Genomic DNA, 24359 nt, shown 5'->3' on the forward strand with positions numbered 1-24359 from the left:
TTTTAGTTAAAATCTATTTTTTAAGATGAGTAATTACCACATAAAACATTTAGAAGAGTATTATCAAGTGTACCGTAAATCGGTTCGAAATCCAGAAGCATTTTGGGAAGAAATAGCCGAAGAACACTTTGTTTGGCGTAAAAGATGGAATAAGGTACTCAGCTGGGATTTTTCCAAACCTGAGGTAAAGTGGTTTGAAGGTGCGCAATTAAATATTACCGAAAATTGTTTAGACCGCCATTTACCCACCCGTGGTGATAAAACCGCTATTCTTTTTGAACCCAACGACCCCAAAGAAGAAGCGGAACACATTAGCTATCATCAGTTACACGAACGGGTATGCAGAATGGCAAATGTGCTTTTAGAAAAAGGCATTAAAAAAGGGGATCGTGTGTGTATCTATCTTCCTATGATTCCAGAACTGGCCGTATCGGTTTTAGCTTGTGCACGTATCGGAGCCATACATTCGGTAGTTTTTGCCGGTTTTTCGGCAAATGCATTATCAACACGTATCAATGATTCAGATTGTAAAATGGTCATTACCTCTGATGGTTCTTACCGGGGTGCAAAAACTATCGATTTAAAAGGAATCGTAGATAAAGCCCTTGAAGATTGCGCGGGAGTACAATCGGTTTTGGTAGCCAAAAGAATCAATAGCACTATTGAAATGAAACAAGGTCGTGACGAATGGCTACAGCCCTTATTGGACAATGCCTATGCAGACCATGTTGCTGAGATAATGAATGCAGAAGACCCCTTATTCATCTTGTATACCTCTGGATCTACAGGAAAACCAAAAGGCATGGTACATACAACAGCTGGTTATATGGTTTACACGGCCTATACCTTCAAAAATGTTTTTCAATATAAAGAAGAAGATGTTTATTGGTGCACTGCTGATATCGGTTGGATCACTGGCCACTCCTATATTGTTTACGGACCCTTAGCAAATGGAGCTACAACGGTAATGTTCGAAGGTGTTCCCTCCTACCCGGACTTTGGAAGGTTTTGGGATGTTGTTCAAAAACATAAAGTAACGCAGTTTTATACGGCCCCAACCGCCATCAGGGCACTTGCAAAGGAAAATTTAGATTTTGTAGAAAAATATGACCTTTCTAGTTTAAAGGTCTTAGGATCGGTTGGCGAACCCATAAACGAAGAAGCATGGCATTGGTACAATAATAATGTTGGTAAAAAAAACAGCCCTATCGTAGATACTTGGTGGCAAACAGAAACAGGTGGTATAATGATAACACCTATACCCTATGTAACGCCCACTACCCCTACCTATGCCACTCTACCATTCATTGGTATACAACCCGCACTAATGGATGAGCATGCGAAAGAAATAAAAGGCAACCAAGTAGATGGCAGACTTTGCATTAAATTCCCTTGGCCATCCATGGCGCGAACCATATGGGGCAATCATGAACGCTACAGAGACACTTATTTTTCCGCCTATGAGAATATGTATTTTACGGGTGACGGTGCCTTAAGAGATGCGGTAGGCTATTATCGTATTACAGGACGTGTAGATGATGTCATCATTGTTTCTGGCCATAATCTAGGAACGGCTCCAATAGAGGACTCTATTAATGAGCACCCGGCGGTAGCTGAATCTGCCATCGTAGGATTTCCACATGATGTTAAAGGGAATGCCCTTTATGGTTACGTCATTCTAAAAGAAATAGGAGAAGATAGAAATCGAGATAATTTAAAAAAAGAAATTAACCAGCAAATAACGGAACAGATCGGCCCTATTGCCAAGCTAGATAAAATTCAGTTTGTGCCAGGACTTCCAAAAACAAGAAGTGGTAAAATTATGCGCCGTATACTGCGGAAAATAGCTGGCAAGGACACTTCTAATTTAGGGGATACAAGTACCTTATTAAATCCTGAGGTGGTTAAAGAAATTATGGATAATTCACTTTAGAACATAGGAAGTCATTCGCATTACGTATTCGCTTGCACTTGGTAGTTCTTACGATTTGCAAAGACCGTAAAAATCATAAGCGCCAATAAACCGCAAACACCTAGGCCCACAAAAAGTGGCCAGACCGTATCTTGTACAAAACTGCCAACATACAAAGAAATTGGTATGGATAGTATAGTTGATATAAATCCTGTTATCGCTGCGCCTATGCCTGCTATATGACCTATAGGTTCCATTGCAATAGACCTTAGGTTGCCCCATACGAATCCTAGACAGAAAAAAAGGCAAGAAAGAAATAGTACCAAAACCCCTATACTAGGGTTGGCTTTGCCCCAGAACAACAGCACATAACTTAGCGCAATAAAGGTAAAACCAGATAGGGCGAACAAGGCCAATTTTCGCATTCCAAATCGAAGCACCAAAGTGCCGTTTAAAAATGTGGACAACCCAATAGCAATAGCTAGGCCTGCGAATATGTAAGGAAAAGATTCTTTCAAATGATATTGGTCTTCAAATACATGTTGCGCCGAACTCAAGTAAACAAGAAATGAACCCGTAATTAAACCTGAAATTATAGTACAAGAAACAGTTTCTTTATATTTAAAAACTTCCTTGGTTCCCATTAAAAATATAGCTCCTGAAAAGGGAACTTTATATTGCGGTTTTAGCGTCTCAGGCTGTCTTTTCCAAAACCAAACCCCTATCAATAATGCAAAAAACAACTGCATGTAAAATATAGCCTCCCAACCCATACTGTCCAGTATAAGTTTCCCAATGGCGGGAGCTACTACAGGTATTAAAATAAAAAATGCGGTTACAAAAGACATAATTCTGGCCATATAATCTCCACTGTACGTATCCCTGATAATAGAGATACTAATTGTTCTTGGAGCGGAAAGTCCAATCCCCTGCAAAATACGACCAACTACCATCCACTCTAAAGAAGGTGCTAAAACACAGATCACACTTGCCAAGGCAAATAGCACAAAACCAAAATAGACTACTGGCTTTCTACCAAAACTGTCCGATAAAGGTCCAAAAAATAATTGCCCCACGCCAAGACCAAGAAAAATCATGACAATAAGCAACTGATTATCGGTTGGGTCCAAACTATTAATAGCAACTCCAATTTCAGCTATGGCAGGTAAAAGCGCATCTATAGCAAGGGCTACAATAGACATCAAAGAAGCCATTAAAGCTATAAATTCAAAATTTGGTTTTACCTGATCTTTTTGCATTGCGCAAAAGTAATTCTAAACCCCTTAAGGTCGCTTATAAAAGTTCATTTTTAAGTTTAGTAGAAAATTGATTCGTTAATCTGTATTTTTGTTCAAAATAACGTTGGATGCTTATTATTGGAATTGCAGGAGGAACAGGTTGCGGGAAGACTACTGTGGTAAATCAAATTATCAATGAACTTCCCAATGAAGAAGTCGGTGTTATTTCCCAGGATTCTTACTATAACGATCTTTCCCATTTAAGTTTAGAGGAGCGAAGAAAAACCAACTTTGACCATCCAAACTCCATTGATTTCTCATTACTGACCGAACATTTAAAGAAATTAAAAACAGGCGAATCCATTGAGCAACCTGTTTATTCTTTTTTAGAATGTAATAGGACGAAAAAAACGATTCCTACGCACCCTAGGAAAGTGATGATTGTAGAGGGCATCTTGATTATGACCAATCCTGAAATCAGGAACATGTTCGATATAAAGATTTTTGTACATGCAGATACCGATGAACGTTTAATTCGAAGATTAAAGAGAGATGTGAACGAACGTGGTTGGAATCTGGACGAGACCTTGGAAAAATACCAGTCCGTCATTAAGCCCATGCACGACCAATTTATAGAACCAACGAAAGAATACGCGGACATCATTATTCCCAATAATAAATATAATACCGTCGCAGTAGAAATAGTGCGCAGTATTATCAACGAAAAATTAGCTGAGAACTAATGGGCTTGAAAGAACTTAAAAATAAAAAATGGTTTAAAGTGCTTACCAATATGTACGTATTGGTACTTACTGCTTTTGTTGTTTGGATGGTTTTCTTTGACACCAACTCACTACTCATTCACTTAGAGCTTAAGAAAGAAATTAAAAAATTGGAGAAAACCCAAGATTTCTTAAAAAAGGAGATTAGCAAGGATAAAAAAATTATAGAAAAATTATCTGACGAACAGGAACTTATGAAATTCGCAAGGGAGGAATACTATCTTAAAAAGAAGAACGAAGAAATTTATCTAATTGAATATCAAGATAGTTTAAAAGCTTCTATAGAAAACCAATAGTAGTACTTTCAGCTCTAAAATAGACCACTCTAAAACCCTAAGTACTTAATAATTAAAAGTTTAACATGGTTTTTAGTAAAACGTATCGGTTATTCACCTAGTGTTAACAAAATCCTTTCCCATACCCCGTAAATAATCGTATTTTTACAAACTAACTTACTATTCACATGAGCAAGATAATTGCTATTGCAAATCAAAAGGGTGGTGTTGGTAAAACAACCACCACCGTTAACTTAGCTGCCTCGCTAGGTGTGCTAGAGCAAAAGGTATTGTTAATCGATGCAGACCCCCAAGCAAATGCCACTTCAGGCTTAGGAATAAATGTGGACGGTGTTGAATTGGGTACATATCAACTTTTAGAACATACCAAGACCGCCAAAGAAACCATTATACAAACGACTTCTCCAAACGTTGACTTAATACCAGCTCACATAGATTTAGTGGCCATCGAGATTGAGTTAGTGGATAAAGAAGAGCGAGAGTATATGATGAAGAAGGCCATTTTAGAGCTTAAAGAAGATTACGATTATATTCTCATTGATTGCGCTCCTTCCCTTGGTTTACTTACTTTAAATGCCCTAACGGCAGCAGACTCGGTGATAATACCAATACAATGCGAATATTTTGCGTTGGAAGGCCTTGGTAAATTATTAAACACCGTTAAAAGCATACAACGTCTGCATAACCCGGAATTAGATATAGAGGGCATGCTATTGACGATGTACGACTCAAGATTACGCTTATCGAATCAGGTGGTAGAAGAGGTTCGTAAGCATTTTGGCGATATGGTTTTTGATACCATCATACAACGAAACGTACGATTAAGCGAAGCTCCAAGTTATGGGGAAAGTATTATAAAATATGACGCTTCTAGTAAAGGAGCAACAAATTACCTTAATATGGCCAATGAGGTAATTAAGAAAAATAAGCAGACAGTTTAAATGGCAAAAGCTACTAAAAAACAAGCACTGGGAAGAGGGCTCTCCGCGTTACTAAAAGACCCTGAAAACGATATCCAATCCGCTTCGGACAAGAATGCCGACAAAGTGGTAGGAAATATCATTGAGTTAGATTTAGCGCTTATTGAAGTGAACCCTTTTCAGCCCCGTTCAAATTTTAACGAAGAGAATTTACAGGAACTGGCAACTTCTATACGGGAATTAGGCGTTATTCAGCCTATAACGGTCAGAAAATTAAGTTTCAATAAATACCAGTTGGTCTCGGGCGAACGTAGATTTAGAGCTTCCAAGCTATTAGGACTAGAAACCATTCCTGCATATATCAGGATTGCCAATGACCAAGAATCCCTGGAAATGGCATTGGTAGAAAATATTCAACGCCAAGACCTAGACCCAATAGAAATTGCACTTTCATACCAAAGATTGATAGATGAAATAAGTTTAACCCAAGAAAAACTTAGCGAACGTGTTGGAAAGAAAAGATCTACTATTGCCAATTACCTAAGACTTCTAAAACTTGACCCAATTATTCAGACAGGTATGAGAGACGGGTTCTTAAGTATGGGTCATGGGCGAGCATTGGTAAATATTGACACACCTCAAGATCAGATAGCATTATACGAAAAAATTGTTGGTCAAAACTTATCCGTTAGGGATACGGAAAATGCCGTAAAACGCTTTAAAGCCAACATAGAGGATGATAAAGCGATGCCTGTGGTAGAAAAAACCACACCTAGTTATGTGCACAAGGGAATAAAGGAACTAGCAGCACATTTGGCCGTTCCTGTAGATATTAATACTTCTGGGAGTTCTAAAGGAAAAATAACGATACCTTTTAGATCTAAAGAAGAATTTGAAAGATTGATAAATCTTATTACGGGTGAATAAACTCTTGATAATCTTACTGATTTCATGTTCTTTTTGTCAGTTCATTCAGGCGCAAGAGGAAAATGAAGCAGAAATAACTTCCGAAACAGATAGCTTAAAAACTACATTAAGAGAAAACGGAGTTGTTATGCAGGACTCCCTGTTCAAAAAGAAAAAAGTACTAAACCCGTTAGCACCGAGTAAGGCAGCCTTCTATTCCGCTGCTATTCCTGGGCTTGGGCAAATCTATAATAAAAGATATTGGAAAGTTCCAATTGTTTGGGGTGCTATCGGTGGTAGTATTTACGCCTATACTTGGAATAATGACAACTACCAACGATTTAGGACTGCTTTTAAAAGAAGGCAAGCCGGTTTCACGGATGATGAATTTTTTGGAGAAGGGCCTACACCCATTTTAGACCAAGACATCTTAGAAAATCAACAGGAGCGATTCCAAGAAGATCGCGATCTTTGGCTGGTTGTTTCTATAGCGTTATACGCCCTTAATATAGTTGATGCCAACGTAGATGCCCATCTAAAACAATTCAACATAGACGATGATTTAAGTTTTGATTTTGAGCCATACTTAGACCTAAATCCAATTACAAATGACCCAAATTACGGCATGGCACTAACTATTAAATTTTAAAAAATGAAGATTGCGCTTTTTGGTTACGGTAAAATGGGACAGATGATAGAGCGTGTAGCCCTAGACAGAAATCACCAGATTACCGCTAAAATTGATATCGATACCACTCATATCGATTTTTCCAATATAGACGTGGCCATCGATTTTAGTATGCCGAATGCAGCGTTTGGAAACATTACTAAATGTATTGAAAATAATATCCCAATTATATCGGGCACCACAGGTTGGTTAGATGATTATGACAAAGCTGTAAGCCTTTGTAAAGAAAAAAAAGGTGCCTTTATCTACGCTTCTAACTTTAGTTTAGGTGTAAACTTGTTTTTTGAACTCAACTCCAAACTTGCTAAGATGATGAATCCTCTTAAGCAATACAATGTAAGCTTAGAAGAAATACATCATACTCAAAAATTAGATGCCCCTAGCGGAACGGCCATTACCCTCGCAGAAGGTATTCAGGAGAATTCCGAATACAAAGGATGGAAATTAGATGAAAAAGCTCCTAATTATATTCCCATATACTCAAAACGCATAGGAGATACACCAGGAACCCACACTACAGAATATCAAAGTAAGGTGGATAGCATTGAAATAAAACATACAGCTCACAATAGAGAAGGTTTCGCAGAAGGCGCGGTAATAGCAGCTGAGTGGATTGTTGGAAAAACAGGAGTTTTTTCCATGCGAGATGTGTTAAACCTTGGTTAAAAAAAGTAACTATTTTTGTCTTTTAAGACCTATGTTTCAATTACAATTTGGATTGGGCAATAAAATCACACAAAGCATTAGAAACAACGAACTATAAAAACTTTATTTATGAACGGTACCCAGTGGATTATTTTTATTCTGATTGTACAGGTTATCCATTTTCTAGGAACATGGAAACTCTATGTTAAAGCGGGTAGAAAAGCTTGGGAGGCGGCCATACCAATCTATAACGCAATTGTTTTAATGCAAATTATAAATAGGCCTAAATGGTGGGTTATTCTACTGTTCATTCCTATTATAAACCTTCTAATGTTTCCTGTTATTTGGGTAGAGACTATTCGCAGTTATGGCAGAAACAGTTTGTTAGAATCATGGTTAGTAGTGTTTACATTAGGTTTTTATATATACTATGTAAATTACGCGTTGGATGTAAAATATATCGAGAATAGAAGTTTACAACCAAAAACAGCTTTGGGAGAATGGGTGAGCTCTATAGTTTTTGCCGTGGTAGCCGCTACTTTGGTACACACTTATTTTATTCAACCCTACGTAATCCCTACAGGATCATTAGAACGAACATTAAGGATAGGTGATTTCCTATTTGTAAGTAAGTTTCATTATGGAGCAAGAACTCCAATGACTACAGTTGCAGCGCCAATGGTGCATGACACCCTACCCGTAGTTGGTGTCAAATCCTATTTAAACAAGCCTCAACTTCCGTATTTTAGGCTACCTGGGTTTACAAAAGTAGACCGAAATGATATTGTAGTTTTTAGTTGGCCGGCAGATACGGTACGTATATTCTTTAAAAAAGAAAAAGGAGTCAAAAAACCCATAGATAAAAAGTCTAATTACGTAAAAAGATGTGTGGGCCTTCCAGGAGATTCCTTAGAAGTACGCAATGGGTATGTGTTCGTAAATGGAGAACAGCTAGACCTTCCTGGAAGTGCAAAAACACAGTATGACTATATGATTTATAGTTCTAAAGGGGTTTCTTCACGATTATTAGATAAAATCGGAATTACTGAATTTACTAGAAAATATTTATCCAATCCTTTGAATCAGGAACAAGCCCAGGCCGTAAATCAGTATTTATTAGGATATAATCAGGCCGAAAACGGTCAGTTAGAACTTTACACCAAGGGCGCGGGGATACCTGCAAATACCATTAAAAAATATGGTTTGGCCCTAAGAGAAGTAACGGATAGACAGAGACAGGCTACCTTAACAGCTGACATGGTGAGTAATTTGCGGAAGGACGCGACCATAGACTCTGTGGTGCAGCAAATAAATCCAGAGGGAAGAAGAGGAGTAAATCTGTTTCCGCAAAGTCCTGACTATCCTTGGAATTATAGCCATATGGGAAAATTATACATTCCGCAGAAGGGAGCTACAGTTCCTTTGAACTTAAAAGTACTTCCACTTTACAAAAAGATTATTCGGGATTACGAAAAAAATGAAATCAGTGTTTCAGGAAATCAAATAAGTCTAAATGGTAAAGTTGTAGACACATATACCTTTAAACAAGATTACTATTGGATGATGGGAGATAATCGTGATCACTCGGAAGACAGTCGTGCTTGGGGATATGTGCCGGAGAACCATATTGTGGGCACCCCTATTTTTCTTTGGATGAGTTTTGACAATTTCGTGGACAGCAAAGGCAACCCTAACGGACCTTTAGAGTGGAAGCCACGCTGGGACCGGATTTTTACAACCATAAATGGTGAAGGTCAGTCGCAGTCCTATCTAAAGTATTTTTTAATATTACTAGGTATATATTTCGTTGGTAATTGGTTCTGGAAAAAGAAAAAATCGACAAAGTAGATTTTTCATGAAACTACTTCACCCAACGTATTTTCCTAACATTGCTTTTTTTAGTGTTTTATTGTCAGATACTATTATTTGGGAATTCTTTGACAACTATCAAAAACAAACCTTCAGAAATAGAACCCATATCTGTACTGATAGAGGCTTACACGTCTTAAGTATACCTATTGCACATACCAGAGATCAAAGTGGCAGACAAAGCTACCGGAACGTTAAAGTTGATAACACCTATCCTTGGCAACGACAACATTGGCGCACATTGGAGACCGCTTACAGGACCTCTCCTTTTTTTGAATATTATGAAGACGATATTAGACCCTTGTACGACATGAAGCAAGAGTTTCTTATGGATTTTAACATCAAGACCATAGAAACCGTATGCGAATGCCTACAAATTGATTTAGCTGTAAATAGAACCAAAGAGTACATTAGAAAACCAGAGCACATGGCGGACTTTAGGTTTTTAGCCAATGCAAAGACAAAACTGAATTTTAAGGCCCCGGAATATGTTCAAGTATTTGGAGACCGACATGGTTTTATTTCCAATTTAAGTGTTTTAGATGTGCTATTTAACCTAGGCCCAGAAGCCATGGACTACTTGAAGCATATAGTTTTGAAACCATTACATGATTAGGTTTATTGCACACTACGGTATTCATTTTATCCTTCCATTGGTCATAGCATATTTTTTTTTCAAAGAAAATAGATGGCAGGTAGCCTTAATACTTTTGCTAGGTATCGTATTGGATATCGACCATTTATTGGCCAATCCCATATTTGATGCTTCGCGTTGTAGTATTAATTTTCATCCCCTTCACAGTTATTGGGCAATCATACTATATGTATTACTACTTTTTTTTAGAAAGAGCCGATTATGGGGCATTTCTTTCTTAATACATATGCTGGCAGATGTTGTAGATTGCTTATTTATTGGAGGAAAGTTTAATTAAAGCCGTAACTGGTTCGTGATCTGATAGGTTCAGTTCATAATTTTGATGCCCTATTATTTCCAATTCAGGGTCTGCCATAATAAAGTCTATGCGCAAAGGAAAGTGCCAAAAATTAATGGTCTTACCGTACCCACTACCCTGTTCGGAAAAACTATCCTTCATATCACCCTTAATTATACGATAAGCATTTGAAAATTGGGTGTTGTTAAAATCTCCACATACTATTTTGGAATATTTATTAGTATTGGCGTTCTGTCTAAAAATGACAGCTTGTTCCTGTTGTTTCGAAAAAGAATACCGTAGCCGTCTAAAAAGTCTATCCGACCGTTCTTTTTTTAGCATCCCGGGTCTTACTTTTAAAGATTCTAGATGCAAGTTGTAAACACGCAAAGTATCTTTTTTAACAACGATATCTGCATAAATAGCATTATTACGACTATCTGGAAAATCTAAAACACCTTCATTTACAATTGGCTTTTTTGAAAATATAGCTAATAAAACCCTATTATCAGTATTATTGGACCCCTTGCTTAAATACTGATATGGAAATTGATCAAAGTCATTACCATGCCTTCTTCTAATGTCAAACTCTTGAAAACAAACGATATCGGGATTTTCCTTTTCTACGAAACCTATAATATCCTCTGCATTTTCACCTCTTTGTTTATTATCATTGCCATTAAAATTTAAAGAATTAAAGGTCATGACTTTAAGACCTTCCCCAGCATTCATAACCTTTTGTTTTCCAAACTCCACAAAAGAGCCTAACGCAAAATACCCAATCAGTAAAGACACTAATGAGGTCGTAAAAAGGAGCTTTCTTCTTAGCAGCCAATAACATAGGAACACAACATTAAATATGACCAGTAAAGGCACCACTAGACTTAAAAATGAAAAGCTGGGTAATGGCGTAAAAGGAACGATACAGGCTACCAACAAAAGTACCGCAATAAGTATATTAAGCCCGTAGACTATTTTACCAAAAAATGAGAGCTTCTTCATGAAGTTTAGTTCTCCTTTCCTGCTTTGAACAAGAAATCCTTTTCCGATTTTGACAAGCTTTCATAACCAGATTTACTGATTTTATCTAGAATAGCGTCAATTTTCTTCTGGTGACTTTGCTTCTCGTAAGCCGCTTTTGTCGATTTTGTAGTAGCATTGTTTTTTCTGTAAACCGTTTTTAGGGGAGCCTTACTTTCGCTTCTTTTAAAGAGGTTCGCAAGGCTATCTATCAATTTAGAGAAACCAACGCCTATATCCTTGCCGTTCAATAATTGTCTTGCATACCAATACCCCAATAGCGCGCCACCTAAGTGCGCCAAATGACCTCCAGAATTACTACCATATGGCAGCTGAATTAAATCCATAAGAACTACGAAAGCACCAATGTACCAAAGCTTGACATTAAAAAATATGAGGCGTACTTCTTGATTAGGCATATAGGTACAAATGAAAATTAAAATTGCACTTGCACCAGCCGATGCTCCTATCAAATACGCATTAATATTGAAAAAAGCTGGGAAAATATTATATCCCACTACAAAAAACAACCCACCTAGAATAACCCCTAAGAAGTAAACATTAAGAAAGCGTCTGCTATCAAATAGGTTTAAGAATATTCTACCTACAAAGTAAATGAGCAACATATTCCAAAATAAGTGACCAAAACCACCATGAAAAAAAGAGTAGGTAATTATAGACCAGGGTTGTACAAGAAAATCAAAAAAATCATTCGGCAACTCAAACCATTGCACAATACTATTCTTGGATATTCCCAATAAAAAAGGAAAAAGACTATTGACCAGAAATACGATAACATTTATGGCAATCAGTTTTTCTGCAATATTTAGCCTATTAAATTGATATTTTAAATTTCCATCTGCCATCTGCTAATTCCATCTATTATTATTAAACTGATTTTTTTTCCAGTACCACATCATTAAAAACCCGAACAAGGCTCCTCCAACGTGAGCAAAGTGTGCAATTCCTTGTCCAAATAAACTATAACCGGTTACGCCAGAGAACAAATCTAACCCAATTAAAACAGGAATAAAGTATTTTGCTTTAATAGGAACGGGTAGAAAAATCAAGAACAACTCGCTGTTTGGAAAAGACATACCAAAAGCGACCAAAACGCCATAAATGGCGCCTGAGGCGCCTACAGCTGGTGTATTATAGGCACTTAAAAAGTTTTCTATAGTAGATTTATCAGCAATATTATACCATTCGGGGCTATACTGTCCATTAGAGATAATATCCATTACTGAACTTTGAGACAAACCAGCTTCCACAAGGGCCGTCATACCTTCATTAAAATGGTAATAATTTACACCGGTATGAATAAGCGCTGCACCGAGTCCCGCTGAGAAATAAAAGAAAAAAAACTTATTCTTTCCCCACATTTGCTCAAGCGGAGAGCCAAAGGCATACAGGGCATACATATTAAAGGCGATATGCATTAAACCGCCGTGCATGAACATGTGGGATAGTATTTGCCATAGACCAAAATTTTCGTTCTTAGGAAACCATAAAGAAAACCATTGATACATCTGGTCACCATATATACTGGTAGCTACAAAAAATAAGATATTAATTATAAGTAAGTGCTTAATAGCATCCGTTAATCTACCCATCTATATAAATTTTCTTTCAATATCATTTTCACTAATCGTCACATAAGTTCGTTTATTAAAAGGACTTAAGGTAGTTTCCTTACAGGCGAACAAGTCGTTTACTAAAGCTAATTGAGAAGCTTCGTCTAACTGCTCACCAGTCTTTACGGATAAGGTTTTAGAAAGTGTCTTTGCTAACATGTCGCTTTGAGAGAAGCTATTGTCAGAAATTTCCATTTGAAAATCCGATATCAACTGCTCCATAACCATTTGTACTTCACTTTCTGCTACTTGCACCGGTACTCCTTTCACTTCTACAGCTTCTTCGACTATGGCTCCGAAAACAAAACCAACAGCACAAAGACTCTCTTTTATTTCCTTAAGAATAGTCAATTCTGCCTTTGAAAAAGATAAGGAAAGTGGAAACAATAATTGCTGACTTACAGCTTCCTTTATGGTAATGTTCCTTAAAAATTTTTCATACAGCACACGTTGATGTGCCCTACTTTGATTAATGACCACCATTCCAGATTTTATAGTAGTAACAATGTATTTTTTACGAAGCTGAAATGTTGGTGTAACAGCATCTTTTAAGTCCTTATTAGCATCAAATATAGTATTGTTTATATGCTCGGATTCAAAAGATATGGTACTAGGCTTATGATTTGGAGTAGCTATTTCCAGTCCCTCATAGAGGTTTTCCCAGCCCTTAGAACTCTTTTTAGTATAGGTACTGGCAGCACCAACAGATTTACCGGTACTTGCGACTTCCCTGAACGGATTAAAATTTGAATTTACCGTAACATGAGGAGTATTAGCCGCCTTACCTTTATAGGCGTAAGGCGTATCTAGATTGGGGTCTTGCTCAAAATCCAGTGCAGGTATAACATTAAACTGTCCCAAACTATGCTTTATAGTTGATTTTAAATAGGCATATAGGGTATGCTCATCGTCAAACTTAACCTCTGTTTTTGTTGGGTGTATATTAATATCAATAGTACCGGGATCTACTTCTAAACAAAGAAAATAACCCGGATGCGTACCCGGTTTTATTAATCCTTCAAAAGCTCCGAGAACCGCATGATGTAGATAAGGACTCTTTATAAACCTATTGTTAGCAAAGAAAAACTGCTCTCCCCTACTTTTTTTAGCGAACTCGGGTTTTAAAATAAATCCAGAAATCTTTACCACTTGCGTGTCTTCCTGAACCGGTACTAATTTCTCGTTCGTCTTTCTGCCAAAAATATGGACAATACGTTTCCTTAGATCATTGGCGGGCAAATTAAATACCTCGCCCCCATTATTATAAAATTGAAATCCTATCTGTGGATGTGCCAACGCTACCCTATGAAACTCATCTGTGATATGACGAAACTCTACCTGGTCAGATTTTAAGAAGTTACGTCGGGCAGGAATATTGAAAAACAAATTCTTCACCAGTAATGAAGTACCCTTTGGGACAACAGCAACATCTTGGTCTATAATTGTACTACCTTCAATCTTAATATGCGTACCTACTTCTTGATCAGTTGTCCTACTCTTCAATTCAACATGGGCTATTGCAGCAATTGAAGCCAAGGCTTCTCCCCTAAAACCTTTGGTACTTAAATTAAAAAGGTCTTCCGCCTTTGTAATCTTGGATGTCGCATGGCGTTCAAAACTTAACCTAGCGTCCGTTACACTCATCCCTATACCGTTATCCACAACCTGTATCAGTGTTTTGCCTCCACCTTTAACAATTAGTTTTATCTCCGTTGCTTTGGCATCTATGGCATTTTCCAATAACTCCTTCACTACGGAAGCTGGTCTTTGAACCACTTCCCCAGCTGCAATCTGATTGGCAACATGATCCGGCAATAATCTAATTATATCTGCCATGTTTAGGGAAAGAATATGGATAAATCAAAATCTATGATGTAGAGGAATATAAAAACGAGTACCAAAATAATAACTGTCATGCGAAGCTTAATATTACGATCTCCTTTTCGCTTTGTATCGTCTAAGACATTATTGATTTTATTTTTTAGTCCTCTTTGATTGGATAGAGTACTTCTATATTGATCGAATTTTGTTTCGATTTTAAAGGGATTACCTTTTCCCTTATCATCAAAATATCTTGGCTGATAACCGTACTGCCTATTTTTACGCAACCTTGTTATTTTACTAAGAAAACCCATAAATCAAAGTTACTTAAAATCGAAAAACGGAAAGTATCCGTAATGCCAAAATTTGTTAACAGAACGCACTATTTTCTGAAGATAAGGCCCAACATAACAAAACGCTAAGAAAAGTAAGCTTATAAATCCTTTAAAACCGCCATTTTAATGGCTGCAATAGCAGCCTCGGCACCTTTATTTCCGTGCTTTCCTCCACTTCGGTCCAGAGCCTGTTGCATGGTATTGTCCGTGAGTACGCAAAAAATAACGGGGACGTTCGTCGTAACGTTCAGATCCATGATACCCTTCGCTGTAGCGTTACAAACAAAATCGAAATGTTTGGTCTCTCCTTGAATAACGCTGCCTATAGCAATAACCACATCCAAATTACGCTGCTCAATAAGCCTTTTACAGCCAAATGTAAGTTCAAAACTACCAGGAACGTCTAACCTTTGGATATTTGAAACTACGGCACCACAGTCTATCAAGGCGCTATGGGCACCTTCAAAAAGGCCTTCGGTTATTTTAGGATTCCATTCAGAAACAACAATCCCAAAGCGCAGGTCCTTTGCGTTTGGGATTGTTGTTTTATCGTATACAGATAAATTTTTAGTTGCCGTAGCCATTACGCTCCAGTTTTTGCCATGCCAATGAAAGCATCGATGCTATTGGCTATGTCAGCGTTAGAGAACTCGTCTTTAATTCGTTGAAAATATGTCAAAGCTTTAGATTTATCACCCATTTCCAGTGCGGTAACCCCTGCTTTATATAAAAATTTTGGTGTAGTGTAGTCATTTGTGCTATGTGCTATCGCAGCCTCGTAATATCCTAAGGCATCCGATGGTTGATCTAGCTGCATGAAAGCATCACCAAGACCGCCTTTTGCTAAAGCTCCCAATATGGCATCATCAGAGCTAAAATCTTCCAGATAATTAATGGCCTCTTGGTAATTATTCATATTTAAATAGGACATCCCAGCCGAGTAATTGGCGAGATTGGCGGCTTTAGTACCATTATATTCAGCTATAATATCCAAGAAACCATATTTACCTTCAGCTCCTTCCAAGGCCAGTGTAAATAAAGAATCTTTTGCGGTGGTCGCTGCTAATGCTTGATCAAAATATTGCTGTGGATAGTACATCTCATTTGCTGCATTAGTCTCCTTTGGTTTCTGTACAAATTGATTGTAAGCCAAGTAACCTAATACTCCAATAGCGATTACCCCTATAATTCCCAGTATATAATTTTGGTTCTTAGAGACCCATTCTTCCGTCTTGGAAGCTCCCTCGTCCAAGGTACTAAAAACCTCGGCAGTTGTGCTATCCTGTTCGTCAAACTCCTGAGATTCTGCCTTTGTTTTAGGTTTAAATCCTCTTTTCTTATATGTTGCCATCTCTAATTTTATTAATCGCGCAAAAATAAAGTTTTTATTGAAATCCGTTAGTGTATTTATTCGTTATTTTTGGATATTTTGTGCATAATGGCATTATCAGAAACCAAAATTTCAAGAATTTTTAATGTTTCTTAAAAATTTATCCCTTATTAATTACAAGAATTTTGAGTCCAAGAATCTAGAATTCGACTCTAAAATAAATTGTTTTGTTGGTGACAACGGAGTTGGAAAAACCAATATTCTGGATGCTATTTATCATTTATCTTTTGGTAAAAGCTATTTTAATCCTGTTGCTTCTCAAAATATAAGGCATGGGGAAGATTTTTTTGTAATCGATGGTCTTTTTGAAAAGAAGGATAGGGAGGAAAAAATTATTTGCAGCTTAAAAAGAAATACCAAAAAAATAATTAAACGCAATGGCAAGGCCTATGAACGTTTTGCAGACCACATTGGTATTTTACCCTTGGTCATCATTTCTCCCGCAGACAGAGACCTGATTGTAGAAGGAAGTGATGTTCGTAGAAAATTTATAGATGGTGTCATCTCACAATCCGATAAATCCTATTTGCAAGCCTTGATCAACTACAACAAAGTACTATCGCAACGGAATGCCTTATTGAAATATTTTGCCGTTAACCATACTTTTGACGCTGGCACCTTAGACGTTTACAATACTCAATTACAGGAATACGGAACAGAAATATTTGAAAAGAGAAAGGGATTCTTAGATATTTTCATTCCTATTTTCAAAACACAGTATAAAGCAATTACGGGGGACACAGAAGTAGTTAACTTAAGTTATGACAGTAAGCTTCTTAACGAAAGTTTTTCCGAACTTTTCAAAAAGAATTTAGATAAGGATAGGGCGCTACAATACACCAGCGTTGGTATTCATAAAGATGATTTGCGTTTTTCCATTATGGACTATCCGATAAAAAAATTTGGAAGTCAAGGGCAGCAAAAATCATTTTTGATAGCGCTAAAGTTCGCTCAGTTCTATTTTATGCAAGAATTATCTAAAACAACGCCTATCCTAATTTTAGATGATATTTTTGATAAATTAGATGAGAATCGAGTAGCACAAATCATAACCTTGGTCAATAAGGAGCATTTTGGTCAAATCTTTGTTAGTGATACCCATGCTGACCGTACTGAAGCAATTGTGAAAGAAATTCATCAAACCTATAAAATCTTTAAATTATAGTATGAAACAATCCCTTAGCATACTCCTAATGTTTCTACTATTATCTTGTGGAAAAACTGTAAAGGAGAAAGACCTCAACCTATTAAACGGTTACTGGGAAATTACCGAGGTGCAATTTATGAACGGAGGCAAGAAAGAATACAAAATTAGTCCGTCCGTAGATTACATTCAATTAGAAAACCTTAAAGGATTCCGTAAAAAAGTAAATCCAAAATTCAACGGTAGTTTTGAAACCTCTGATGATGCGGAATCTTTTATCATCCAGAAAGAAGGCGAGTCATTTAGTTTGATGTATAAAAATAACCTAAGCGAATGGAAAGAGACGCTCATAGGTCTATCAGAACAGTCTTTTTCTGTAAAAAACGCAGAAGGCACCATATATCAATACAAACGTTTTGAACCTCTTAATATAGAACCCTAATGGCCAAGCGGGAAAATGATAAGTTAAATATGAAGGAAGCACTTTCTGCATTTATTCAAAAGAATAATTTACAGGATGGTATGGATAAAATAGATGTAAAAACAGCTTGGTCTAGATTAATGGGGAATGGGGTAAACAACTACACTACCAATGTAGAATTAAGAAACGAGACCCTGTTAATATCCCTTTCCTCATCGGTACTGCGTGAAGAACTTAGTCTTGGTAAAACAAAGATTATAACAATGATAAACGAGGAGCTGGGGAAAGAACTCGTAAAGAAATTAGTATTGCGTTAAGCAAACTATTTCTGCTAAGAAGTAAACTACCTCAAGGCAAGCCCGCGAGGCATTAGTAGGAAATGAACATTTAATTTCGAGGCAAGCCTCGGGATATTATACCCTTTGGCGGTGCCAATAAAAAAAGACCCACAGTTACTGTGGGTCTTTTTCAATTTTATAATAATAGTACTATTAAAAAATTTCTCTTCCCGCAAAGTGGAAAGCTCCTTCAATAGCGGCGTTCTCATCACTATCGGAACCATGTACAGCGTTTTCAGCTATATCCGTAGCGAATAATTTTCTTATAGTTCCCTCAGCAGCTTCTGCCGGATTTGTAGCGCCAATTAAAGCTCTAAAATCTTCTACTGCATTTTCCTTTTCCAAGATAGCGGCTACAATAGGACCTCTAGTCATAAAAGTAACCAACTCACCGAAAAATGGACGCTCTTTGTGAATGGCATAAAATTCTTGTGCATCCCTAAGGCTTAATTGAGTGTATTTCATAGCTACAATCTTAAATCCAGAAGCAGCAATTTTATCCAATATAGCGCCTATATGTCCGTTCTCAACGGCATCTGGCTTAATCATCGTAAAAGTTCTATTCGTACTCATATCTAAAATTTTGCGCAAAAATACGGTTTTCCCTATAATCTACAACTATTAATAGCTTTGTTGTAAGCTTCCAAGAACTGCTCCATTATCGCCGACCATCTTCAGGGTTACGTTCTTTATTTCAAAATTGAATTGCAAAAGTCCAAAACTTTCTGTACTTACTACATCACCCGCTCTAAAAGGATTTGGTTCACTAGTAAAACCCCTATAAGCATGGGTAAGCCCACTACTGGTAAAATCTATAAGAGGGTATTTCAGTTCATCGACATTAGTTCTTGAAAATTCGGAAATATGTCTGTCGCCAGATAAAATCAGAACCCCTTTAGCCTTAGAATCCGCTATGGTGGTTTTTAGTTTATCCACTTCATGCGGAAAATTTCCCCAACATTCAAAACCATGTTCGTTAGATAACACCTGAATGCTGCTTACAATGACATTAAAATCTGCATCAGAATTCTTTAATTGGTTCGCTAACCATTTCCATTGGGTATCCCCTAAAACCGTTCCCTCACCATATTTGTTCGGTTTATTTCTTTTCTTAGTTTCGTTATCCGGTGTAAGCGCAGTCCTAAAATAGCGGGTATCTAACACAAGTACTTTTATTTTGCCCTTGGCAGTATTATAGTCATGAACGTTATAAACGCCTTCTTGCTGTCTCCTGGGACTATTAGCTGGCACCATCATAAAATCTAGAAATTCTGCCTGACTCTCCTTTTTTGCCTTGAACTCCACACCGCCATCATTTACACCATAATCATGGTCGTCCCAAGTACCTATTACCTTAGTGGTAGCTTTTAGCGCTTTATAACCTGCGACAGCATCCTGGGCGGCGTACATCGATTTTAATTTACTCATATCATCGGTATCCGCATAAATAATATCGCCTCCCCAAACCCAAACATCTGGTTTGGTATTTACAACATCATCCCATAAGAGATTCGGCAAGGATGCTTTATTACAGGAACCAAAAGCAAGGGTGAAATCTGCTTGGTCCTGCGCATTGGCAATTTTCTTTGAAGAAGTACAACTAACGATTAAGGCAAGAATTGTCAATAACAGTGTGGTTTTCATTTGATAGTTTTTCAACCTTAAAATTAAGGGTTTCATTTCAAAGTCTATGTTATTAAATTGTATCTTTGCGCCCATGAATTTTCAGCAGATCAAGGCTTTAAAGGAATTACTTTCGTCGCAAAAGAAGATTGCAATAATACCACATAAGAATCCTGATGGTGATGCAATAGGTTCCACTTTAGCGTTATGGCACTACCTACGAAACAGCGGCCATAATGCTACTATTGTTGCTCCTAATGATTCCCCTAAGTTTTTAAAATGGATGCCAGGAGCAGAAAATATATTAAATTTCGAGAAAGAAAATTCAGCATCGAAAACATGTTTACAAGAGGCGGAAGTCATTTTCACATTAGACTTTAATCACTTAGGCAGGGTAGGCCAAATGACCGAATATTTGGAAAAGGCCGAAGCAACTTTTGTGATGGTAGACCATCATCAACAACCGTCGAACTATGCAGAAATAATGTATTCCGATGTTAGCATGAGCTCCACCTGTGAAATGGTTTATGAACTCATCTCCTATTTAGACGACTTAGATAAGATTACACCAGCAATGGCCAATTGTATCTACACTGGTATAATGACCGATACCGGATCCTTTAAATTTAAGGCTACTACAAGTAATACACATAGAGTAGTCGCCGACCTTATGGATAAGGGAGCACAAAACACAACTATTCATCATAAAATATATGACACTAACTCACCCAGTAGATTACATCTATTGGGTTGTGCTTTAAATAATATGGTTATTCTGCAGGAATTTAACACGGCTTACATTACCCTAAGTCAAGAAGAACTTGATCGTTTCAACTACCAAAAAGGAGATACAGAAGGTTTTGTAAACTACGGACTCACCTTAGAAGGAATTTCTTTTGCAGTTATTTTTATAGAAAATAAAGAGGAAGGTATTCTTAAAATTTCGTTTAGATCGGTCGGTGATTTTTCTGTAAACGATTTTGCACGTAAACACTTTCAAGGAGGTGGCCACACCAATGCTGCCGGCGGGAAGAGTGATATGCATATAAGCGATACTATAAACTACTTTACCTCGTTATTACCAACATATAAGAAAGAGTTAACCGCATGAAAAAAAGCGCTTTACTACTACTTTTAGTATTTGTTTTCGCTTGTGAAGGTCCAGTACCAAGAAAACCTGTTCAACGAAAAAGCGGTAGTTTTTTTAAGGCTTCTGTGGAACGCAGTCGAAAGTTACTGGCGTTGGAAGAACAACAAATACAAGAAATCATTAGACTAGATTCGTTAAAGCATTATGAGCATAGTGCTGCAGGTTCATGGTATCATTACAACAGGGTAAACGACACGGCTACCTATACTCCAAAAACTGATGACTTAGTAGTACTTTCCTATAATATTCTTTCACTGAACAACGACACCATTTATTCCCAAGAAGAAATAGGCACGCTAACGTACAAAGTAGACAAACAAGAGCTTTTTCAAGGACTAAGGGACGCCATAAAACTTTTGAAGGAAAATGAGAAGGCAACTTTTCTGTTCCCTTCCTCCTTAGCTTTTGGATATCACGGTGATAATGAAAGAATTGACAGTAACCTCCCTATTAAATCGACCATAGAAATATTAAAAATTGAACAAAAACAAGGTAAAACAGAAAATTTAAAACCATGATGAATAAAATGTATATTTTGATTGTGATTGCTTTAGCGTTATCAAGCTGTAAGACAAGCCAACGTGCCGATTTAGGTGATGGCCTATTTGCCGATATTAAAACCACAAAAGGTGATATTATCGTAAAATTAACACATCAAGAAACACCGGTTACCGTAGCAAATTTTGTTTCCTTAGCCGAAGGAACAAACACTTTCGTTAGCGAAGAATATAAAGGGAAGAAATACTACGATGGACTTACCTTTCACAGAGTAATGAAAGATTTCATGATTCAAGGCGGAGACCCATTGGGTAATGGCACTGGAAATCCAGGATATCGATTTATGGATGAATTCAATGATTCTTTAATCCATGATAAGAAAGGAATTCTTTCTTCTGCCAACGGTGGTCCAGCTAGTAATGGCAGCCAGTTTTTCATAACCCATAAACCCACGCCATGGTTAGATGGCGTGCATACTGTTTTTGGAGAAGTAGTTGAAGGAATGAGCGTGCTGGATTCTATAGCCAATGTTACCGTTACACCGGGCAGCAACAAACCTGTTGAAGAAGTTAAAATGAATACGGTTGAGATTATCCGAAATGGAAAAGAGGCCAAGAAATTCGATGCCAATCAGGTTATGAGCGATTACTTTGCGAACGAAGAAGAACGCTTGGCCAAGTTAGAAAAAGAAAAAGCTGAAAAAGCTGCAGCAGTAAATAAAATGAAAGCGGATTTTGCTGCTGAAGTAGTTGCTCAAAAAGAAAAAGCCGAAACATTATCATCTGGCTTACAAATGCTTGTACTAAATAAAGGAAACGGCGTTAAACCAAAAATTGGCTCCAAAGTTAACGTGATGTACGCTGGCTACTTAGAAGATGGCACATTAGTCGACAGTAATTACGAAGAAATAGCCAAAGCATATGAGAAATTTGATATAAAAAGACTTCAAAGAGGCAGCTATATGCCCGCTCCTATGGATTATACTACAGATTCCAGATTAGTGGCTGGTTTCAAAGAAGGTTTGTTATCCATGAAAGTAGGTGACAAACTACGTTTGTTCATACCATCACATTTAGGATGGGGCGAGCAAGGAAGTCCTCCTGTAATTCCGCCTAATGCTGATGTTGTTTTTGACCTTGAAATCACTGGGTTGGTTGAGTAAAAATTTCAATAATTTATAAAAAAAGACCCATACAAATGGGTCTTTTTTATGAGCACCATCAAAAGATTTAATACGAGAGGCTTTCCTTAAAATTAAGTTTTAAATAACTAAGATTTTTCCAAAAGGTCGTTTACTTAGAGGGTATCTCTTTTAGAATCTCTAGAAGAAATTTCCAAAACTTTTGAACGGAAGAAACACTAACACGTTCATCCGGGGAATGGGCTCCATGAATGGTAGGTCCAAAACTTACCATATCCATTTCGGGATAGTTCTGCCCTAAGATACCACACTCCAAACCTGCATGGCAGGCAACTACACGGGGTTCTACAGAAAACAAATCCGTATAAACCTTTTTAGTAATTTTTAATATTTCTGAATTTGGATTAGGATTCCATCCGGGATAAGAACCGGAAAAGTTAACTTCAAATCCGGCGAGCTCAAAGGTCGCTTTTAAGGCCTGTGCCAAATCCATTTTACCTGTTTCCACTGAAGAGCGCGTTAAACACCCAATATGTATTTCTCCATTACCCACCTTTACCTTTGCGACATTATTGGAGGTTTCTACCAAACCGGGTATAGAAGTACTCATTTTATAAACACCATTATGAGCCGCATAAATACCCTTCAGTAGTTTTCCCTGTGCTCCTAGCCCCATTACCTTTTTAGAAGTTTTTCTGGGTTCTATACTAACCTTTAACTCCTTTTCTACAAATCGTAACTCAGCTTTAATTTCACTTACCACCTTATCAAAAGCAGCTAAAAAGCTTATTTTTTGAGACTTATTAATATTGATAACAGCATGGCTTTCCCTAGGAATAGCATTACGCAAGCTACCACCCTCTAAGGCAGCTATTCTCATGTTATAGGATAGTCCTGCAAACAGCAAGCGATTCATTATTTTATTGGCATTTCCAAATCCTTTATGAATATCCATACCACTATGACCACCCTTTAATCCGCTTACCTTTATTTCAAAGCCTATGTCACCATGTACAGAAGATTTTTCGTTATAGCTTCTCTTTGCCGTCACATCTACTCCCCCAGCACATCCTATATCAATTTCATCATCTTCTTCCGTATCCAGGTTCAAAAGAATTTCTCCTTTTAAGATACCTCCTTTTAAACCGAACGCCCCAGTCATGCCCGTTTCTTCATCTATCGTAAAAAGTGCTTCTAAAGGAGGGTGGGCAATATCTTTACTTTCTAAAAGGGCCATGATAGTGGCTACTCCCATTCCATTATCCGCACCAAGAGTGGTACCGTTGGCTTTAACCCAATCGCCTTCTAAACGCATTTGTATTCCCTGAGTGTCAAAATTAAACTCGGTATCCGAATTTTTTTGATGCACCATATCTAAATGAGATTGTAGGGTAATCATTTTTCTATTTTCAAAACCGGGACTAGCAGGTTTTCTAATAATTACATTTCCTACTTCATCCTTTAAGGTCTCAAAACCCAAGGTGGAGCCAAAATCCATCATAAAGGCAATTACGCGTTCCTCCTTTTTGGAAGGTCTAGGAACTGCGTTTAATTTTGAAAAGTTGGTCCAGACGGACCTAGGTTCTAACTGAGCTATAGCTTTATTCATTACCATAATTTTAGAGCCTCAAAAATACGGACAGAAAAAGGATTTCA

27 protein-coding genes are annotated in these 24359 nt (G+C 37.4%); 16 read left to right on the forward strand and 11 right to left on the reverse strand.

Translation table 11 applies throughout. The features are described 5' to 3' along the window. The first annotated feature begins 25 nt into the window (after positions 1 to 25). Positions 26 to 1933 (forward strand): acetate--CoA ligase, encoded by a 1908-nt coding sequence (acs, locus tag SJY09_RS06800; protein WP_396638207.1) that lies wholly within the window; start codon positions 26 to 28, stop codon positions 1931 to 1933. 20 nt (positions 1934 to 1953) lie between these two features. On the opposite strand, the gene SJY09_RS06805 is transcribed toward acs, so the two are convergent. After that, on the reverse strand, positions 1954 to 3171 hold the full coding sequence (locus SJY09_RS06805) for a multidrug effflux MFS transporter (protein WP_396638208.1): 1218 nt from the start codon (positions 3169 to 3171) through the stop codon (positions 1954 to 1956). 107 nt (positions 3172 to 3278) lie between these two features. Here SJY09_RS06805 and udk point away from each other — a divergent pair, with 107 nt between their 5' ends. The 9 genes from udk to SJY09_RS06850 all read left to right on the forward strand — a co-directional run bounded on the left by udk (position 3279) and on the right by SJY09_RS06850 (position 10188). After that, entirely contained in the window at positions 3279 to 3893 is a 615-nt protein-coding gene (gene udk, locus SJY09_RS06810; RefSeq protein ID WP_396638209.1) for a uridine kinase, read from the forward strand. Next, a complete protein-coding gene (locus tag SJY09_RS06815; RefSeq protein ID WP_396638210.1) occupies positions 3893 to 4228 on the forward strand; it encodes a septum formation initiator family protein in 336 nt (111 codons plus the stop codon). The genes udk and SJY09_RS06815 overlap by 1 nt, the downstream gene beginning before the upstream one ends. Positions 4229 to 4395: 167 nt before the next feature. Next, positions 4396 to 5169, forward strand: coding sequence for a ParA family protein (locus SJY09_RS06820; protein ID WP_396638211.1), 774 nt, complete (start codon positions 4396 to 4398; stop codon positions 5167 to 5169). After that, the gene (locus tag SJY09_RS06825; protein ID WP_396638212.1) at positions 5170 to 6075 is read left to right on the forward strand and encodes a ParB/RepB/Spo0J family partition protein; all 906 of its coding nucleotides are present in this window, start codon (positions 5170 to 5172) and stop codon (positions 6073 to 6075) included. Further along, on the forward strand, positions 6068 to 6703 hold the full coding sequence (locus SJY09_RS06830) for a DUF5683 domain-containing protein (protein WP_396638213.1): 636 nt from the start codon (positions 6068 to 6070) through the stop codon (positions 6701 to 6703). Before SJY09_RS06825 ends, SJY09_RS06830 begins: the two co-directional genes overlap by 8 nt. A 3-nt stretch (positions 6704 to 6706) precedes the next feature. Then, the gene (gene dapB, locus SJY09_RS06835) at positions 6707 to 7408 is read left to right on the forward strand and encodes a 4-hydroxy-tetrahydrodipicolinate reductase (protein WP_396638214.1); all 702 of its coding nucleotides are present in this window, start codon (positions 6707 to 6709) and stop codon (positions 7406 to 7408) included. Between the two features lie 108 nt (positions 7409 to 7516). Then, complete coding sequence (gene lepB / locus SJY09_RS06840) at positions 7517 to 9235, forward strand: signal peptidase I (protein WP_396638215.1); 1719 nt, start codon at positions 7517 to 7519, stop codon at positions 9233 to 9235. 7 nt (positions 9236 to 9242) lie between these two features. After that, positions 9243 to 9872, forward strand: coding sequence for a WbqC family protein (locus SJY09_RS06845; RefSeq protein WP_396638216.1), 630 nt, complete (start codon positions 9243 to 9245; stop codon positions 9870 to 9872). Further along, positions 9865 to 10188, forward strand: coding sequence for a DUF6122 family protein (locus SJY09_RS06850; protein WP_396638217.1), 324 nt, complete (start codon positions 9865 to 9867; stop codon positions 10186 to 10188). The genes SJY09_RS06845 and SJY09_RS06850 overlap by 8 nt, the downstream gene beginning before the upstream one ends. Here SJY09_RS06850 and SJY09_RS06855 read toward each other — a convergent pair. The 7 genes from SJY09_RS06855 to SJY09_RS06885 all read right to left on the reverse strand — a co-directional run bounded on the left by SJY09_RS06855 (position 10162) and on the right by SJY09_RS06885 (position 16349). Then, positions 10162 to 11190: an endonuclease/exonuclease/phosphatase family protein gene (locus SJY09_RS06855; RefSeq protein WP_396638218.1), complete on the reverse strand. Its 1029-nt coding sequence runs from the start codon at positions 11188 to 11190 to the stop codon at positions 10162 to 10164. The genes SJY09_RS06850 and SJY09_RS06855 overlap by 27 nt on opposite strands. Positions 11191 to 11195: 5 nt before the next feature. Beyond that, positions 11196 to 12074 (reverse strand): rhomboid family intramembrane serine protease, encoded by an 879-nt coding sequence (locus tag SJY09_RS06860; protein WP_396638219.1) that lies wholly within the window; start codon positions 12072 to 12074, stop codon positions 11196 to 11198. A gap of 3 nt (positions 12075 to 12077) precedes the next feature. Then, positions 12078 to 12821, reverse strand: coding sequence for a rhomboid family intramembrane serine protease (locus tag SJY09_RS06865; protein WP_396638220.1), 744 nt, complete (start codon positions 12819 to 12821; stop codon positions 12078 to 12080). Beyond that, a complete protein-coding gene (gene mutL, locus SJY09_RS06870) occupies positions 12822 to 14678 on the reverse strand; it encodes a DNA mismatch repair endonuclease MutL (RefSeq protein WP_396638221.1) in 1857 nt (618 codons plus the stop codon). It lies immediately after the preceding gene. Between the two features lie 2 nt (positions 14679 to 14680). Continuing rightward, the gene (locus SJY09_RS06875; protein ID WP_396638222.1) at positions 14681 to 14977 is read right to left on the reverse strand and encodes a riboflavin synthase subunit beta; all 297 of its coding nucleotides are present in this window, start codon (positions 14975 to 14977) and stop codon (positions 14681 to 14683) included. Between the two features lie 119 nt (positions 14978 to 15096). Next, positions 15097 to 15582, reverse strand: coding sequence for a 6,7-dimethyl-8-ribityllumazine synthase (ribH, locus tag SJY09_RS06880; RefSeq protein ID WP_396638223.1), 486 nt, complete (start codon positions 15580 to 15582; stop codon positions 15097 to 15099). After that, entirely contained in the window at positions 15582 to 16349 is a 768-nt protein-coding gene (locus SJY09_RS06885) for a tol-pal system YbgF family protein (RefSeq protein ID WP_396638224.1), read from the reverse strand. The genes ribH and SJY09_RS06885 overlap by 1 nt, the downstream gene beginning before the upstream one ends. Before the next feature lie 124 nt (positions 16350 to 16473). Between SJY09_RS06885 and recF the strand changes: the two genes are divergently transcribed. From recF to SJY09_RS06900, 3 genes are read left to right on the forward strand one after another with little or no spacing between them, the layout of a single operon-like run. Beyond that, positions 16474 to 17553, forward strand: coding sequence for a DNA replication/repair protein RecF (gene recF, locus SJY09_RS06890; RefSeq protein ID WP_396638225.1), 1080 nt, complete (start codon positions 16474 to 16476; stop codon positions 17551 to 17553). Position 17554: 1 nt separating this feature from the next. Then, positions 17555 to 17974 (forward strand): hypothetical protein, encoded by a 420-nt coding sequence (locus SJY09_RS06895; protein ID WP_396638226.1) that lies wholly within the window; start codon positions 17555 to 17557, stop codon positions 17972 to 17974. Beyond that, on the forward strand, positions 17974 to 18270 hold the full coding sequence (locus SJY09_RS06900; RefSeq protein WP_396638227.1) for a DciA family protein: 297 nt from the start codon (positions 17974 to 17976) through the stop codon (positions 18268 to 18270). Before SJY09_RS06895 ends, SJY09_RS06900 begins: the two co-directional genes overlap by 1 nt. Positions 18271 to 18444: 174 nt before the next feature. Here the strand turns inward: SJY09_RS06900 and SJY09_RS06905 are convergent, their stop codons facing one another. Both SJY09_RS06905 and SJY09_RS06910 read right to left on the reverse strand, forming a co-directional pair. Continuing rightward, the gene (locus SJY09_RS06905) at positions 18445 to 18864 is read right to left on the reverse strand and encodes a nucleoside-diphosphate kinase (RefSeq protein ID WP_396638228.1); all 420 of its coding nucleotides are present in this window, start codon (positions 18862 to 18864) and stop codon (positions 18445 to 18447) included. A 48-nt stretch (positions 18865 to 18912) separates the two neighbouring features. Continuing rightward, positions 18913 to 19935, reverse strand: coding sequence for an alkaline phosphatase D family protein (locus SJY09_RS06910; RefSeq protein WP_396638229.1), 1023 nt, complete (start codon positions 19933 to 19935; stop codon positions 18913 to 18915). A gap of 73 nt (positions 19936 to 20008) precedes the next feature. On the opposite strand from SJY09_RS06910, the gene SJY09_RS06915 reads away from it, so the two are divergent. The 3 genes from SJY09_RS06915 to SJY09_RS06925 are packed head-to-tail and all read left to right on the forward strand — an operon-like array spanning position 20009 to position 22724. Further along, positions 20009 to 21025 carry a bifunctional oligoribonuclease/PAP phosphatase NrnA gene (locus SJY09_RS06915; RefSeq protein WP_396638230.1) on the forward strand — a complete coding sequence of 339 codons (1017 nt, stop codon included), beginning with the start codon at positions 20009 to 20011 and terminating at the stop codon, positions 21023 to 21025. Further along, positions 21022 to 21582: a gliding motility-associated peptidyl-prolyl isomerase GldI gene (gldI, locus tag SJY09_RS06920; RefSeq protein WP_396638231.1), complete on the forward strand. Its 561-nt coding sequence runs from the start codon at positions 21022 to 21024 to the stop codon at positions 21580 to 21582. Before SJY09_RS06915 ends, gldI begins: the two co-directional genes overlap by 4 nt. Continuing rightward, positions 21582 to 22724 carry a peptidylprolyl isomerase gene (locus SJY09_RS06925; RefSeq protein ID WP_396638608.1) on the forward strand — a complete coding sequence of 381 codons (1143 nt, stop codon included), beginning with the start codon at positions 21582 to 21584 and terminating at the stop codon, positions 22722 to 22724. Before gldI ends, SJY09_RS06925 begins: the two co-directional genes overlap by 1 nt. 130 nt (positions 22725 to 22854) lie before the next feature. On the opposite strand, the gene SJY09_RS06930 is transcribed toward SJY09_RS06925, so the two are convergent. After that, positions 22855 to 24312, reverse strand: a complete 1458-nt coding sequence (locus SJY09_RS06930; RefSeq protein WP_396638232.1) for an aminoacyl-histidine dipeptidase — start codon at positions 24310 to 24312, stop codon at positions 22855 to 22857. Positions 24313 to 24359: the final 47 nt, after the last annotated feature.

Source organism: Maribacter sp. R77961, assembly GCF_044594925.1.
In the GTDB taxonomy this organism is placed as follows: Bacteria; Bacteroidota; Bacteroidia; order Flavobacteriales; family Flavobacteriaceae; genus Maribacter.

Bases quoted from the DNA above. Each gene is read 5' to 3' on its own strand.
- acs (WP_396638207.1), top strand. From the start codon at position 26: ATGAGTAATTACCACATAAAACATTTAGAAGAGTATTATCAAGTGTAC.
- SJY09_RS06805 (WP_396638208.1), bottom strand. From the start codon at position 3,171: ATGCAAAAAGATCAGGTAAAACCAAATTTTGAATTTATAGCTTTAATG.
- udk (WP_396638209.1), top strand. From the start codon at position 3,279: ATGCTTATTATTGGAATTGCAGGAGGAACAGGTTGCGGGAAGACTACT.
- SJY09_RS06815 (WP_396638210.1), top strand. From the start codon at position 3,893: ATGGGCTTGAAAGAACTTAAAAATAAAAAATGGTTTAAAGTGCTTACC.
- SJY09_RS06820 (WP_396638211.1), top strand. From the start codon at position 4,396: ATGAGCAAGATAATTGCTATTGCAAATCAAAAGGGTGGTGTTGGTAAA.
- SJY09_RS06825 (WP_396638212.1), top strand. From the start codon at position 5,170: ATGGCAAAAGCTACTAAAAAACAAGCACTGGGAAGAGGGCTCTCCGCG.
- dapB (WP_396638214.1), top strand. From the start codon at position 6,707: ATGAAGATTGCGCTTTTTGGTTACGGTAAAATGGGACAGATGATAGAG.
- lepB (WP_396638215.1), top strand. From the start codon at position 7,517: ATGAACGGTACCCAGTGGATTATTTTTATTCTGATTGTACAGGTTATC.
- SJY09_RS06845 (WP_396638216.1), top strand. From the start codon at position 9,243: ATGAAACTACTTCACCCAACGTATTTTCCTAACATTGCTTTTTTTAGT.
- SJY09_RS06850 (WP_396638217.1), top strand. From the start codon at position 9,865: ATGATTAGGTTTATTGCACACTACGGTATTCATTTTATCCTTCCATTG.
- SJY09_RS06855 (WP_396638218.1), bottom strand. From the start codon at position 11,190: ATGAAGAAGCTCTCATTTTTTGGTAAAATAGTCTACGGGCTTAATATA.
- SJY09_RS06860 (WP_396638219.1), bottom strand. From the start codon at position 12,074: ATGGCAGATGGAAATTTAAAATATCAATTTAATAGGCTAAATATTGCA.
- SJY09_RS06865 (WP_396638220.1), bottom strand. From the start codon at position 12,821: ATGGGTAGATTAACGGATGCTATTAAGCACTTACTTATAATTAATATC.
- mutL (WP_396638221.1), bottom strand. From the start codon at position 14,678: ATGGCAGATATAATTAGATTATTGCCGGATCATGTTGCCAATCAGATT.
- SJY09_RS06875 (WP_396638222.1), bottom strand. From the start codon at position 14,977: ATGGGTTTTCTTAGTAAAATAACAAGGTTGCGTAAAAATAGGCAGTAC.
- ribH (WP_396638223.1), bottom strand. From the start codon at position 15,582: ATGGCTACGGCAACTAAAAATTTATCTGTATACGATAAAACAACAATC.
- SJY09_RS06885 (WP_396638224.1), bottom strand. From the start codon at position 16,349: ATGGCAACATATAAGAAAAGAGGATTTAAACCTAAAACAAAGGCAGAA.
- recF (WP_396638225.1), top strand. From the start codon at position 16,474: ATGTTTCTTAAAAATTTATCCCTTATTAATTACAAGAATTTTGAGTCC.
- SJY09_RS06895 (WP_396638226.1), top strand. From the start codon at position 17,555: ATGAAACAATCCCTTAGCATACTCCTAATGTTTCTACTATTATCTTGT.
- SJY09_RS06900 (WP_396638227.1), top strand. From the start codon at position 17,974: ATGGCCAAGCGGGAAAATGATAAGTTAAATATGAAGGAAGCACTTTCT.
- SJY09_RS06905 (WP_396638228.1), bottom strand. From the start codon at position 18,864: ATGAGTACGAATAGAACTTTTACGATGATTAAGCCAGATGCCGTTGAG.
- SJY09_RS06910 (WP_396638229.1), bottom strand. From the start codon at position 19,935: ATGAAAACCACACTGTTATTGACAATTCTTGCCTTAATCGTTAGTTGT.
- SJY09_RS06915 (WP_396638230.1), top strand. From the start codon at position 20,009: ATGAATTTTCAGCAGATCAAGGCTTTAAAGGAATTACTTTCGTCGCAA.
- gldI (WP_396638231.1), top strand. From the start codon at position 21,022: ATGAAAAAAAGCGCTTTACTACTACTTTTAGTATTTGTTTTCGCTTGT.
- SJY09_RS06925 (WP_396638608.1), top strand. From the start codon at position 21,582: ATGAATAAAATGTATATTTTGATTGTGATTGCTTTAGCGTTATCAAGC.
- SJY09_RS06930 (WP_396638232.1), bottom strand. From the start codon at position 24,312: ATGAATAAAGCTATAGCTCAGTTAGAACCTAGGTCCGTCTGGACCAAC.